At 61.8% G+C, this 13,255-nt stretch carries 12 protein-coding genes; 2 read left to right on the top strand and 10 right to left on the bottom strand.

The window, feature by feature from the left end:
• The first annotated feature begins 46 nt into the window (after positions 1–46).
• Together pdxA and Tal182_RS22350 are read left to right on the top strand one after the other, a co-directional pair.
• Positions 47–1,033 (top strand): 4-hydroxythreonine-4-phosphate dehydrogenase PdxA, encoded by a 987-nt coding sequence (pdxA, locus tag Tal182_RS22355; RefSeq protein WP_085861042.1) that lies wholly within the window; start codon positions 47–49, stop codon positions 1,031–1,033.
• A gap of 82 nt (positions 1,034–1,115) precedes the next feature.
• The gene (locus Tal182_RS22350; protein ID WP_082240413.1) at positions 1,116–2,024 is read left to right on the top strand and encodes an alanine--tRNA ligase-related protein; all 909 of its coding nucleotides are present in this window, start codon (positions 1,116–1,118) and stop codon (positions 2,022–2,024) included.
• A 102-nt stretch (positions 2,025–2,126) separates the two neighbouring features.
• On the opposite strand, the gene glpK is transcribed toward Tal182_RS22350, so the two are convergent.
• From glpK to Tal182_RS22300, 10 genes are all read right to left on the bottom strand, one after another.
• Entirely contained in the window at positions 2,127–3,629 is a 1,503-nt protein-coding gene (gene glpK, locus Tal182_RS22345) for a glycerol kinase GlpK (protein ID WP_085861040.1), read from the bottom strand.
• A gap of 151 nt (positions 3,630–3,780) precedes the next feature.
• Positions 3,781–5,505 carry an ABC transporter substrate-binding protein gene (locus Tal182_RS22340; protein ID WP_064806469.1) on the bottom strand — a complete coding sequence of 575 codons (1,725 nt, stop codon included), beginning with the start codon at positions 5,503–5,505 and terminating at the stop codon, positions 3,781–3,783.
• 78 nt (positions 5,506–5,583) lie between these two features.
• Positions 5,584–5,865: a DUF2160 domain-containing protein gene (locus Tal182_RS22335; protein WP_064806467.1), complete on the bottom strand. Its 282-nt coding sequence runs from the start codon at positions 5,863–5,865 to the stop codon at positions 5,584–5,586.
• 13 nt (positions 5,866–5,878) lie between these two features.
• Positions 5,879–6,706 carry a carbohydrate ABC transporter permease gene (locus tag Tal182_RS22330; protein WP_064806465.1) on the bottom strand — a complete coding sequence of 276 codons (828 nt, stop codon included), beginning with the start codon at positions 6,704–6,706 and terminating at the stop codon, positions 5,879–5,881.
• Positions 6,707–6,720: 14 nt separating this feature from the next.
• A complete protein-coding gene (locus Tal182_RS22325; RefSeq protein ID WP_064806463.1) occupies positions 6,721–7,587 on the bottom strand; it encodes a sugar ABC transporter permease in 867 nt (288 codons plus the stop codon).
• A gap of 3 nt (positions 7,588–7,590) precedes the next feature.
• Positions 7,591–8,661 carry an ABC transporter ATP-binding protein gene (locus tag Tal182_RS22320; protein ID WP_085861039.1) on the bottom strand — a complete coding sequence of 357 codons (1,071 nt, stop codon included), beginning with the start codon at positions 8,659–8,661 and terminating at the stop codon, positions 7,591–7,593.
• Between the two features lie 9 nt (positions 8,662–8,670).
• Positions 8,671–9,768, bottom strand: a complete 1,098-nt coding sequence (locus Tal182_RS22315; protein WP_085861038.1) for an ABC transporter ATP-binding protein — start codon at positions 9,766–9,768, stop codon at positions 8,671–8,673.
• A gap of 42 nt (positions 9,769–9,810) precedes the next feature.
• Positions 9,811–11,325: a glycerol-3-phosphate dehydrogenase gene (gene glpD / locus Tal182_RS22310; RefSeq protein WP_064806457.1), complete on the bottom strand. Its 1,515-nt coding sequence runs from the start codon at positions 11,323–11,325 to the stop codon at positions 9,811–9,813.
• Between the two features lie 121 nt (positions 11,326–11,446).
• The gene (locus tag Tal182_RS22305) at positions 11,447–12,220 is read right to left on the bottom strand and encodes a DeoR/GlpR family DNA-binding transcription regulator (RefSeq protein WP_064806455.1); all 774 of its coding nucleotides are present in this window, start codon (positions 12,218–12,220) and stop codon (positions 11,447–11,449) included.
• Positions 12,221–12,331: 111 nt separating this feature from the next.
• The gene (locus Tal182_RS22300) at positions 12,332–13,249 is read right to left on the bottom strand and encodes a DMT family transporter (RefSeq protein ID WP_085861037.1); all 918 of its coding nucleotides are present in this window, start codon (positions 13,247–13,249) and stop codon (positions 12,332–12,334) included.
• Positions 13,250–13,255 lie beyond the last annotated feature (6 nt).

Raw genomic sequence — 13,255 nt, 5'->3', positions numbered from 1 at the left:
CATCATGCTTCGGACCTAAGCAACGGTTTCAGAAGGAACTCGATTGATGGACAGGAATGCGAAAGTCGCCGTGACACTCGGTGATCCCGCCGGCGTCGGCCCCGAAGTGATCGTCAAGGCCTTGGCGGCGCTTCCAAGCGAAGAGCGTCGCGATTTCGTCATCGTGGGCAATGTGGAAGCGCTAGAGCGGGCCGATCGCGTTACCGGCTCGGGCCTGAAATTCGGACCCGCCGAGGTCGCCGGCGGCGACAGGATCGCGGTAGACGAGGTCTCGCTCGGCGCCGCCCTGCCCGAAATCGGCAAGATCAGCCCGGTCGCCGGCGATGCATCGGTGCGCTACATCACCCGCGCCGTCGATCTCGCCATGTCCGGACAAGCCGATGTCATCGTCACCGCCCCGATCAACAAGGAAGCGATGAACCTTGCCGGCCATCACCATGACGGCCATACCGGGCTTCTCGCACACCTCACAGGCTCGAAGAGCTCCTTCATGCTGCTTGCTTCCGAGCGGCTGAACACCATCCATGTCTCGACCCATATCTCGCTGAAGGGCGCGATCGAACGCGCCAAGACCGAGCGGGTGCTCGCCACCATCGAAGCCGGCCACAGGCATTTCCTGCGCCTCGGCAAGAAGGCGCGCATTGCGGTCGCCGGCCTCAATCCGCATTGCGGCGAAAATGGCCTGTTCGGCACCGAGGACATGGAATTCCTGGCGCCGGCCGTCGAGCAGGCGCAGGCTAGGGGTATAGACGTTGTTGGCCCGATCTCCGCCGATACGGTCTTCGCCCGGGCCTATAACGGCGCCTTTGATCTGGTCATTGCCCAGTATCACGATCAGGGCCATATCCCGATCAAGCTCGTCGCCTTCGAGACGGCCGTCAACGTCTCGCTCGGCCTGCCGATCGACCGCGTCTCGGTCGATCACGGCACCGCCTTCGACATCGCCGGCACCGGCAAGGCCAATCACGTCAATATGCTCTCGGCAATCGCCTATGCGAGACTCATGGCCCGCTCGCCGCGGCAGAGGACATAATTACAAGATCCTGAGCTGCGCAGATGCAGGACAGCGTCGTCATGCTCTGCCTTTGGTGCCAGCGGATTGCCGCAGACGCGCGATATCGCTATCTTGCAGAAAGGCACGAACAGCAAAGGAGGTTGCCTATGTCATCGCGGGACGCCTAATCCAGCACTATCAAGACTTCTGCCTTTCCAAAGGCATCGATTTCACACGCATTGAATCCGTACGGCCGCACGACGATACAACGCTCTTCTGCAGCGCTGGAATGCAGCAGTACAAATCTCTCTTCTCCGATCCTTCCTATCGTGGAACCGTCGCAAACAGCCAGGCTTGCCTGCGCATGGGCGACCTCGATGAGATCGGCGACGGGACTCATCTTCTCCACTTCACCATGCTCGGCCTTTTCTCCTTCAGAGAAATGACAGTCGGCGATGCCATCGACTTCTGGCTTGCGTTTCTGGGAACGCTGGGCTTCACGCCGGATCACGTAACGATCCATCCGGACTGCCTTCTCGAATGGACGCCGCTCTATGGCGGGCGCGTGCCCGTCGTTCCAGATCGGGAATGCATTTGGAGCGATGGCAGCATCACCGGATACTGCACCGAGTTCTACAAGGATGGCGTCGAGATTGGAAACATCGTCAATCCGCTCGGAAGCTGCATAGACGTCGGCTTCGGCGCGGAGCGTCTCGACATGATCGTCAACGGCACGCCGCAAAGCGATGCGCTTGAGACATTGCGCGAGACGGTCATGACGATCGTGGAGAGCGGTTATCGGCCGGGCAACAAGGAGCAGGGATATGTTCTGCGCAAATTGCTCCGCCGCATCCATAAAATGGGCGGCGCGCTCGACCATCCCTTTTTCAAGGACGAGGTCGAACGCCAGACGCGGCTCCGCGCTAAATATCTGCGCCTGCGTGACCGCTATTCCGCCATGAGTGCGGATTGGTGGTTTGACACCCATGGCATTGATCTCGCCGACGTTCAGGAGACCATGGGCGAATAACAAGGATAGGGCCGCCTGACAGGCGATGACAGGCGGCCTTGCCATACGCCGAACGCCCTCTGGGCACATGCCTGCGTCAGACAGTCCAAACCCGATCCGGCGCTATCCCGCCGCTGTGTCCGAAATCATGCGCGACACGGCGTTCTTCCAACCGATGATCTTGGCCTGCCGCTCGCCCTCCTCCATCGAGGGATTGAAGCGGCGGTCGCAGGCCCAGGCCCGCGCGAACTCCCGCCTGCCCGGCCAGATACCGGCTTTCGAGCCGGCGAGCCAGGCGGCGCCCAGCGCCGTCGTCTCGCGGATCGCCGAGCGGTCGACGGGATTTCCCGTGATGTCGGCCAGGCACTGCATCGTCCAATCCGAAGCCGCCATGCCGCCATCGACGCGCAATACCGTTTCCAACTGGTTAGCGCCCCAGTCCTTCTTCATCGCCACCAGCAGATCGAGCGTCTGATAGGCGACGGACTCGAGCACGGCGCGGGCAAATTCCGCCGGGCCGCTGTTGCGCGTCAGGCCGAAGATCGCGCCGCGCGCGCCCGGATCCCAATAGGGCGCGCCGAGGCCGGTGAAGGCCGGAACGATATAGACCTGCTGGCCGGGGTCCGCCTTGGTCGCAAGAACCCCGGCCTCGGAAGCCTGGCTGATGATGCCGAGGCCGTCGCGCAGCCATTGTACGGCGGCACCCGCAATGAAGATGGAGCCTTCCAACGCATAGGTCGTCTCGCCGTCGAGCCGGCAGGCAATGGTCGTCAGCATGCGGTTGGAGGAGGAAACACGGTCCCGGCCGGTGTTCAGCAGAGCGAAGCAGCCGGTGCCATAGGTGGATTTCATCATGCCGGGGTCAAAGCAGGCATTGCCTACGGCCGCCGCCTGCTGGTCGCCGGCGACACCGAGGATCGGAAGCGCGGCCCCGAACAGAGCCTCGTCGACTAGGCCGAAATCATCGGCGCATTCCCTGACTTCGGGCAGCATGGCTGAGGGAATGCCGAGAATGCCGAGAAGCTCCTCGTCCCATGCGCCGTCATCGATATTGTAGAGCAGCGTTCGCGACGCGTTGGTCGCATCGGTGGCGTGCACGCGACCATCAGTAAGCTTGTAGATCAGCCAGCTGTCGATCGTGCCGAAGCAGACCTCGCCCGCCTCGGCCTTCTCGCGCAGGCCATCGACATTGTCGAGCAGCCAGCGCAGCTTCGTTCCCGAGAAATAGGGGTCGAGCAGCAGGCCGGTCTTGGCGCTGAACAGCTTCTCATATCCGTCGGCCTTCAAGCTCTCGCACATTTCGGCGGTGCGCCTGTCCTGCCAGACGATCGCGCGGTGAAGCGGCGTGCCGGATTTGCGATCCCAGACGACCGCCGTCTCACGTTGATTGGTGATGCCGATCGCCGCGATCACGTCGGCGTCGATGCCGGCATCGGCGATCGCCTTGCGCACTGTATTAATGACGGACTGCCAGATTTCGGCGGCGTCATGCTCCACCCATCCGGGCTGCGGATAATGTTGGGTGATCTCCGCCTGCGCCGAGCCGGCCATTTTCATGTCGCCATCGAAGATGATGGCGCGTGAAGACGTCGTGCCCTGGTCGATCGAAAGAATATAGCCGCTCATATCCGTCTCCGGCTCGCACGAAACCGCTCAGCCCGCCGCTCAGCGGCAGGACGCCGGGTTTGATGAGAGAAAGATTGTGGGGTGCCACCGGCCTGCTGCCGGTGGCAGGAAATTATGGCCGGAGGCCCCGTCGCCTCCGGCCGGGTCCGCCTTACTTCTTCTGCCAGCTCTTGACGAGTTCGTCGTAGTTGACGGTAAGCGGCTTTTCCTTCTCGTTCTCGATCTTCAGCTGCGGTGCCAGGTTGCCCTTCTTCACCGCATCCGCGTTCCAATAAGCGAGATCATGCTCTTCGGCCAGTTTCGGGCCGATATCGCCCTGGACCTTGGCGCGCTCGAGGCGCTGCATCACCTTTTCCTGCTCGGAGCAAAGCGAGTCCATCGCTTCCTGCGCCGTCTTGGCGCCGGAAGAGGCATCACCGATTGCCTGCCACCACAGCTGCGCGAGCTTCGGATAGTCAGGAACGTTCGTACCGGTCGGCGACCACTGAAGGCGGGCCGGCGAACGGTAGAATTCGACCAGGCCGCCGAGCTTCGGCGCGCGGTCGGTGAAGGACTTATGGTCGAGCGTCGACTGGCGGATGAAGGTGAGGCCCATGTGGCTCTTCTTCACGTCGACAGTCTTGGAAGTGACGAACTGGGCATAGAGCCAGGCCGCCTTGGCGCGATCGACAGGCGTGGACTTCATCAGCGTCCAGGAGCCGGCATCCTGATAGCCGAGCTTCATGCCGTCCTTCCAGTAGACGCCATGCGGGCTCGGGGCAAAACGCCATTTCGGTGTGCCGTCCGCATTGACGACCGGCAGGCCTTCCTTGACGAAGTCGGCCGTGAAGGCCGTGTAGGTGAACATCTGCTGGGCGACTTCACCCTGCGAGGGGACCGGTCCGGATTCGGAGAAGGTCATGCCCTGAGCGGCGGCCGGTGCATAGGCCTTCATCCAGTCCAGATACTTCTGGATGGAATAGACCGCTGCCGGGCCGTTGGTGTCGCCGCCGCGCGCGACGCACGAACCAACCGGACGGGAGTTCTCGTCGACCTTGATACCCCATTCGTCGACCGGCTTGCCGTTCGGAATGCCCTTGTCGCCATTGCCGGCCATCGACAGCCAGGCGTCGGTGAACCGCCAGCCGAGCGACGGATCCTTCTTGCCGTAGTCCATGTGGCCATAGACCTTCTTGCCGTCGATCTCGCGGCCGGTGAAGAACTCGGCAATATCCTCATAAGCCGACCAGTTGACCGGCACGCCGAGATCGTAGCCGTACTTCGCCTTGAAGTCCGCCTTATTCTTCTCGTCGTTGAACCAGTCGTAGCGGAACCAGTAGAGGTTCGCGAACTGCTGGTCCGGCAGTTGGTAGAGCTTGCCATCAGGCGCTGTCGTGAACGACTTGCCGATGAAGTCGTCGACGTCGAGGCCAGGATTGGTGACATCCTTGCCTTCATTGGCCATCCAGTCGGTCAGCGAGCGAGCCTGCTGGTAGCGCCAATGCGTGCCGATCAGGTCCGAGTCGTTGATATAGGCGTCGTAGATGTTTTCGCCCGACTGCATCTGCGTCTGCAGCTTTTCGACCACATCGCCTTCGCCGATGAGGTCATGGGTGATCTTGATGCCCGTGATCGCAGTGAAGGCCGGAGCCAGCACCTTCGATTCATATTCATGCGTGGTGATCGTTTCGGAAACGACCTTGATGTCCATGCCGGCGAAAGGCTTCGCGGCATCGACGAACCACTGCATTTCCTTTTCCTGGTCGGCGCGGGTAAGCGTCGAGAGGTCGCCGACTTCCTTGTCGAGGAACGTCTTGGCCTCGTCCATGCCGGCATAGGCCGATGCTGTCATCGCCAGCAGCAAGCCTGCTGTCGTCGTCAATAAGTGCCGTCGCATAATATCCTCCCAAGGGTTTGCGATTGCAGTCACGTCTCAGGCGGCCAGTACCCCCGGCCATCTGTCTTCTCCTTGCCGTCACACGTAGCGGAACACGCCGATGGCGTAGACTACGGAAATGGCAAGAGCCCACCACAGGTTGGGCCCAGCGAGCCCAAGCCATGCAAGATGAATGAACGCTGCGCCAAGCAGCGAAATGAAAAGCCGGTCGCCGCGCGTCGTCTCGAAACGCAGCACGCCCGTGCGCGGCGTGCCGCCCGGCGAAAAATATTCCCAAACGCTCATGGCGATCAGCAGCGCCAGGATCGTCAGGAAGAACAGCGCCGTCGGCAGCGTCCAGGCCATCCAGGAAAAATTCATGGCTGTCTCCTCCTTAGACGCGGCCCAGGGCAAAGCCCTTGGCGATGTAGTTGCGGACGAAATAGATGACCAGCGCGCCGGGGATGATGGTGAGCACGCCGGCTGCCGCCAGTACGCCCCAGTCCATGCCGGCCGCCGAAACCGTGCGCGTCATGATCGCCGAGATCGGCTTTGCCGCCGTCGTCGTCAGCGTCCGGGCCAGCAGCAGTTCGACCCACGAGAACATGAAGCAGAAGAAGGCGGCGACACCGATCCCGCTCGCAATCAGCGGCATGAAGATCTTCACGAAGAAGCGCGGGAAGGAGTAACCATCGATATAGGCGGTTTCGTCGATCTCCTTCGGCACGCCCGACATGAAACCTTCCAGGATCCACACGGCCAGCGGCACATTGAACAGGCAGTGGGCGAGCGCCACGGCGATGTGGGTATCGATCAGGCCGAAGGCCGAATAGAGCTGGAAGAAGGGCAGTGCGAAGACGGCGGGCGGTGCCATCCGGTTGGTGAGCAGCCAGAAGAACAGATGCTTGTCGCCGAGGAAGCGGTAGCGCGAGAAAGCATAGGCCGCCGGCAGCGCCGCAAGCACCGATATGACAGTGTTCATCACCACGTAGATGATGGAATTGATATAACCGCTATACCAGGACGGATCGGTGAAGATGACGGCGTAGTTCCGGAGCGTCGGGTTTTGCGGCCAAAGCGAGAAGGCGCCGGTGATCTCGGCATTCTCCTTGAAGCTCATGTTGATCAGCCAATAGATCGGCAGGAGCAGAAAGAGGATGTAGAGCGTGGTGACCACCCAGGAGAAATTTCCGGCGGGCTTGTATTTCATTGTCGAACCCATGGATCTCTCCTTTCTCAGGCGTTGGCGTCGCTGCTGGTCATGACCGTGTAGAAGATCCATGACAACAACAGGATGATCAGGAAGTAGATGATCGACATCGCCGCGGCGGGGCCGAGGTCGAATTGGCCAACGGCCATCTTCACGAGATCGATCGACAGGAAGGTCGTCGAGTTGCCGGGGCCGCCGCCGGTGACGACGAAGGGCTCGGTATAAATCATGAAACTGTCCATGAAGCGCAGGAGCACGGCGATCAGCAGCACCCGCTTCATCTTCGGAAGCTGGATGTAGCGGAAGACGGACCAGCGCGAGGCGCCGTCGATCTTGGCGGCCTGATAATAGGCGTCGGGGATCGAGACGAGGCCGGCATAGCAGAGCAGCACGACGAGGCTCGTCCAGTGCCAGACATCCATGATGATAACGGTGACCCAGGCATCGACCGGATCGCGGACGTAGTTGTAGTCGAGGCCGATCGCTTCGAGCGTGTGGCCGAGCAGGCCGATATCGACGCGTCCGAAGACCTGCCAGATGGTGCCGACGACATTCCACGGGATGAGCAGCGGCAGCGCCATCAGAACGAGGCAGACGGGAACGCCGATGCCCTTCTTCGGCATGTTGAGCGCGATGAAGATGCCAAGCGGAATTTCCAGCGCCAGGATGATGAAGGAGAAGAGCAGGTTGCGCTCGAGCGCTTCCCAGAAGCGGTCGGAATGCAGGGTCTGGACGAACCAGTCGGTGCCGGCCCAGAAGAACTCGTTGTTGCCGAACGTGTCCTGGACCGAATAGTTGACGACGGTCATCAGCGGGATGGCGGCCGAAAAAGCGACGAGCAGCAGCACCGGCAGGACAAGAAACCAGGCTTTATTGTTCCACGTCTTCTGCATGGCTCAGGCCTCCCTGCCGACACGCCAGCTGTCGGCGTAAATGCTGATGGCGGACGGATCGAAAGTGACGCGGGCATCCGTGGGAATGTCGGCGTCCTCGTGCACGACGATCGCAATCGGCTGGCCGGCGAAGCGGGCGCGCACTATCTTCTGCCGGCCGATATCCTCGACCTTGGCGATGGTAACCTGCATGCCTTCCCGCCCGAGACGGATGAATTCGGGGCGGATGCCGAGCTCGGTCTTGGAACTGCCTGCGGTCTTCGGCGCGTAATCGAGCGTCAGCACCTCGTCTCCGACCTTGACGGCGCTGCCGTCGATCTGCGCCGGCATGACGTTCATACCAGGTGAGCCGATGAAATAGCCGACGAAGGTGTGGCTCGGCCGCTCGAAGAGCTCGGCCGGCGTGCCGATCTGAACGATCTGGCCGTCATACATGACGACGACCTTCTCGGCGAAGGTCAGCGCCTCGGTCTGGTCGTGGGTGACGTAGACCATGGTGAAGCCGAACTGCTTGTGCAGCCGCTTCAGCTGCGAGCGCAGCACCCATTTCATATGCGGATCGATGACGGTCAGCGGCTCGTCGAACAGGATGGCGTTGACGTCGTTGCGCACCAGGCCGCGGCCGAGCGAGATCTTCTGCTTCTGATCGGCCGTCAGCCCCTGCGCCTTGCGCTTGGCCCAACCGGCAAGGTCGATCATTTCGAGAATGTCGCGGACGCGCCGGTCGACATCGGCTTCCGCCACGCCGCGGTTGCGCAAGGGAAAGGCGAGATTGTCGTAAACGGTCATCGTGTCGTAGATGACCGGAAACTGGAAGACCTGCGCGATGTTGCGGCTCTGAGTCGACAGGTTCGTGACATCCTTGCCGTCGAAGAGGATGCGGCCGTGCGAGGGCTGCAGCAGACCCGAGATGATGTTCAGCAGCGTGGTCTTGCCGCAGCCGGAGGGGCCGAGCAGCGCATAGGCGCCGCCGTCGTTCCACTCGTGGTCGACTTCCTTCAGCGAATAATCCTTCTCCGTCTGCGGATTGGCTCCGTAGGCGTGGCGGATATGGTCGAGCGTAATGCGTGCCATTGTGCTCTCCTATGCCTTTCCGGTCGTTGCGACAGCGCGGCCGGCTGCAGCGATAGCGCGGCCATCGGCGCCGAAGGCCAAGAGGTGGCGCGTGTCGAGGAAGGCCTCGATCTCCATGTCGGGATCGATATCGTGAATCCCATGCGCCAGCATCACCCAGCGCACGCTGTCATAATCCAGGTGAACGAAGCTCTCCGAACCGGTGATCTCCGAAACCAGCGTGCGCGCCTGCAGACGGGCTGCGTCGTCCGTCTGCGGCTTGAAGCCGAGATGGTGCGGGTGAAAAACGACGGTCACCGGCCCGTCCGGCACGGCAGCCAGATGCGGGGGGACCGGAAGGGCTGCCCCGCCCGGACGCGTAAAGACATTGCCGGATTTGGTGACGTCGAGCGTGTTCAGCGGCGGGTCGGCGAAGATGCCGGCGGTGGCGAGGTCGGCGGGCCGGCGGTAAACATCGATGGTCGGCCCGAATTGCGTTACCCGGCCTTCGTTCAATGTCGCCGTATTGCCGCCGAGCAGGAGCGCCTCGGACGGTTCGGTCGTGGCATAGACGAAGATCGCGCCGGATTGGGCGAAGATCTTCGGCAGTTCCTCACGCAGTTCCTCACGCAGCTTGTAATCGAGGTTGGCGAGCGGCTCGTCCATCAGCACGAGGCTGGCATTCTTGACGAGTGCACGCGCCAGAGCGGTGCGCTGCTGCTGGCCGCCGGACAGATTGAGCGGCGTGCGGTCGAGATAGGGCGTCAGCTTCAAAAGCTCGGCCGCCTTGCGCACCTCGCGGTCGATTGTGGCGGCATCCTTGCCCGAGATGCGCATCGGCGAGGCAATGTTCTCGTATACGGTCAGCGCCGGATAATTGATGAACTGCTGGTAGACCATGGCGACGTTGCGCTTCTGCACCGGCATGCCGGTGACATCGGCGCCGTCGAAATGGACGGAGCCGGCGGTCGGACGATCAAGCCCGGCCATCAGCCGCATCAGCGACGTCTTGCCCGACAGCGTCGGCCCGAGCAGGACATTCAGCGTACCCCGCTCAAGGACCAGATCGGTCGGATAGATGTGATAGTCCGCGCCTACCATCTTGGCGGCGTTTCGCAGTTCCAGCATTCCGATTCCCGTGCCTCCACGCAGCGGGGACCACACGCCGCCTTATCCGGCCATCGCCGGTATGGCAGCCATGTACTCCTCCAGTGACTGAGCCTGTTCCTTCGAAAGGCGCAGACCATCCTTTGTTCTCCTCCACAGCACGTCTTCGGCGTGCCGGGCCCATTCATGCTCGACGAGATATTTGACCTCGATCTCGTAGAGATCGCCGCCGAACAGCCGCCCGAGGTCCTCAAGGCCGCGGGCAGCGCCAAGCAGCGTCACAGCCCGCGTGCCGTAGCGGCGCACCAGTCGGCGGGCGTGTGCATCGGCAAGGAACGGATAGCGCCGCTTCAGACCGGCGACCTCCGCTTCGTAGCCACGGACCGGGAAGTCGCCGCCGGGCAGATGGCTTTTGGCCGTCCAAGGAGCACCCTTAACGCCGATCGCGGCGCCGATCTTCTCCAGCGCATGTTCGGAAAGCCGGCGATAGGTGGTGAGCTTGCCGCCGAAGACGTTGAGCAGCGGCGCAGCCCCGCCCTCGCCTTCCAGCTTCAGCACATAATCGCGCGTCGCCTCCTGCGCCTTCGAGGCGCCGTCGTCAAAAAGCGGCCTGACTGCCGAGTAGGTCCAGACGATGTCCTCGGGCCGCACCGGCTCCTTGAAATATTCCGAAGCCGCGTTGCAGAGGTAGACGGTCTCCTCCTCGGAGATCCGGACATCTTTTGGATCGGCGGTGTAGTCGCGGTCGGTGGTGCCGATCAGGGTGAAGTCGCCCTCATAGGGAATAGCGAAGATGATGCGGTTGTCGGGATTCTGGAAGAAATAGGCACGCGGGTCGTCGAACTTCTTCCTGACGACGATATGGCTGCCCTGAACGAGACGGACATGATGAGCCCCGTTCTGGCCGAAGGCGGAACGGATGACATGATCGACCCAGGGACCGGCGGCATTGATCAGCATGCGGGCCTGATGGCTGTCATTGCGGCCAGTGACCGTATCGGTCGTTTCAATGTGCCAGAGTCCATTCTCGCGCCGCGCCGACACCACTTTGGTGCGCGGCATGATCGTCGCCCCTTTGTCGGCAGCGTCGCGGGCGTTCAACACGACCATGCGGGCATCGTCGACCCAGCCGTCGGAATATTCGAACGCCCTTGTGAACAGCGCCTTCAGCGGCTTGCCGGCCGGATCCCTGCGCATGTCGAGCACATCAGTCGCCGGCAGCAGCTTGCGGCCACCGAGGTGATCGTAAAGGAAGAGGCCGAGCCGGATCAGCCAGGCGGGGCGAATGCCGCCCTTATGATAAGGCAATACGAAGCGCAGCGGCCAGATGATGTGCGGCGCCATCGCCCAGAGGATCTCGCGCTCCATCAGCGATTCACGCACCAGGCGGAATTCATAATGCTCGAGATAACGCAGGCCGCCATGGATCAGCTTGGTGGCTCCGGACGAGGTGCCGGAGGCGAAATCGTTCATCTCCGCCAGCGCGACGGAATAGCCGCGCCCGACGGCGTCGCGGGCAATGCCGCAGCCGTTGATGCCGCCCCCGATGACGAATATGTCGTGTATCTCCCGGCCCAATTGCCCCTCCGAGCCCGCTGCTGATTTCGCATCGCACAAAACTCGCGCGATTGCGAAAGTGATGACAGTTAAAACGAAAGGAATGTGAATGTCAAACGAATGTTTGTTCCATTCGCATGACCTAGCGCGATCTGGTGCTCGTTTCGATCAGCTTCACATTGTTTTCGAGGCAGAGATTGCGGATCGACGGCACCGGACAGTGGTCGGTGATGAAGGTATGGACCTGGGAAAGCTGGCCGATCCGAACCGGCGCGGCGCGTTCGAACTTAGTCGAATCGGCAACGAGAATAACGTGGCGGGCATTGGCAATAATCGCCTGAGCGACCTTCACTTCGCGAAAATCATAATCGAGGAGCGCGCCATCGATATCGATTGCCGATGCGCCAATGACGGCATAATCGACCTTGAACTGGCGGATGAAATCGACAGCCGCTTCGCCGACGATGCCGCCATCCGAGCCACGCACGACGCCACCGGCAATCACCACCTCGATTGCCGGAAAGAGACGCAACCTGTTGGCAACATTGATGTTATTGGTGATCACCATCAGCTCGTGGTGATTGGCGAGCGCCTCGCCCACCGCTTCGGTCGTCGTGCCGATGTTGATGAAAAGCGAGGCTCCGCTCGGGATCAGCTCGACTGCCGCCATACCGATCGCCTGCTTCTCCGAAGCGGCGATCTGGCGCCGCGCCTCGTATTTGACATTCTCCGTTCCGCTCGGAAATGTTGCGCCGCCATGGATGCGCGTCAGCACCTGCGCGTCGCAGAGATCGTTCAGATCCTTGCGGATCGTTTGCGGCGTCACCGAAAAGCGGGAGGCGAGCTCCTCGACCAGAACCCTGCCGCTCGATTTCGCAATCGCCACGATTTCAGTTTGTCGGTCGGTCAAGAACATCGGCGCCCCTTTCGCTCTGCTTTCGTTTTTAAAGAAAGCGAACGGCGGCGCAATGCCTATTTGTCAGTCGCCCGGCTTCCGCACTCCGAACGTGGCGGCAGCGCGATGCAGTTATCGCTTCCGCATGACGTTGACCACGAGCACGCCAAGGATCGCCATGACGCCGCCGGCAGCACCCAATGCCGTCGGCGTCTCGCCCAGCCAGACGAACCCGATCAGCGTTGCGACCGGCGGGACGCCGTAGAGAAAATTCGAGGCGCGCGCGGCCGTGAGCCGCTTCAAGGCGATGGCCCAAGTGAGATAGCCGATCGCAGTCGGGAAAATGACGAGATAGGCAACGCCCCAATTGACCTTTGCCGGCGCCTCCGCCAGCGCGCGGATCGTCGATGGGACGGCCGGAAACAGCGGCACGGAGCCGATCAGCAGGATCCAGGCGGTGACGGCAAGCGCCGGCAGGCGAGCGAGCAGCGGCTTCTGCAGAACGCTTGATATCGCCGAGCAGAGCGCTGCGCCGAGGATCAACACAGCGTTCGGATCGAGCTTAAAGCCGCCGTCGGAGGCGACGGCGATCAGCGCCACGCCGCCGAAGGAAACCGCAGTTCCCGCCCAGCCCCAGCGTCCGAAGCGCTCGCCGAGCGCGAATGTGGCAATCAGGGCGGTGAAGACGGGCATGGTATTGATGATGAAGCTCGCCGGCCCCGCCGCCACCGTCTGCTCGCCGGTATTCAGGAGAACCGCATAGGCGGCGATGAAGAGGATGGCAGTGACCGAGAGGCGGACGAAATCACGCTTTTCCGGCATCGGCCGGTAGATGGCGAGGTAGACAAGCGCGAGAACACCGGCCGCCACATAACGCGCCGTTGCCAGTTCGATCGGCGTCAGCGGACCGAGACAGATGCGGATGACCACGAAGGAAGAGGCCCAGAAGAGAATGGTGACGACAATCGCCGCAAATGCGATCAGATCGAAGCCGCCTTGCTCTCTTGCCGAAACCGGTGCGCTTGCCGCCATGCTCATTTTCGCCTCCATCTGTGC

Origin of the sequence: Rhizobium sp. TAL182, assembly GCF_002117725.1 — a bacterium.
GTDB classification, from domain to species: domain Bacteria; phylum Pseudomonadota; class Alphaproteobacteria; order Rhizobiales; family Rhizobiaceae; genus Rhizobium; species Rhizobium esperanzae.
The sequence above is the reverse complement of the archived record's forward strand: the minus strand, read 5'-3'. Positions and strand labels throughout refer to the sequence as shown.

Bases quoted from the DNA above. Each gene is read 5' to 3' on its own strand.
- pdxA (WP_085861042.1), top strand. From the start codon at position 47: ATGGACAGGAATGCGAAAGTCGCCGTGACACTCGGTGATCCCGCCGGC.
- glpK (WP_085861040.1), bottom strand. From the start codon at position 3,629: ATGAGCGGCTATATTCTTTCGATCGACCAGGGCACGACGTCTTCACGC.
- Tal182_RS22340 (WP_064806469.1), bottom strand. From the start codon at position 5,505: ATGCGACGGCACTTATTGACGACGACAGCAGGCTTGCTGCTGGCGATG.
- Tal182_RS22335 (WP_064806467.1), bottom strand. From the start codon at position 5,865: ATGAATTTTTCCTGGATGGCCTGGACGCTGCCGACGGCGCTGTTCTTC.
- Tal182_RS22330 (WP_064806465.1), bottom strand. From the start codon at position 6,706: ATGGGTTCGACAATGAAATACAAGCCCGCCGGAAATTTCTCCTGGGTG.
- Tal182_RS22325 (WP_064806463.1), bottom strand. From the start codon at position 7,587: ATGCAGAAGACGTGGAACAATAAAGCCTGGTTTCTTGTCCTGCCGGTG.
- Tal182_RS22320 (WP_085861039.1), bottom strand. From the start codon at position 8,661: ATGGCACGCATTACGCTCGACCATATCCGCCACGCCTACGGAGCCAAT.
- Tal182_RS22315 (WP_085861038.1), bottom strand. From the start codon at position 9,768: ATGCTGGAACTGCGAAACGCCGCCAAGATGGTAGGCGCGGACTATCAC.
- Tal182_RS22305 (WP_064806455.1), bottom strand. From the start codon at position 12,220: ATGTTCTTGACCGACCGACAAACTGAAATCGTGGCGATTGCGAAATCG.
- Tal182_RS22300 (WP_085861037.1), bottom strand. From the start codon at position 13,249: ATGGAGGCGAAAATGAGCATGGCGGCAAGCGCACCGGTTTCGGCAAGA.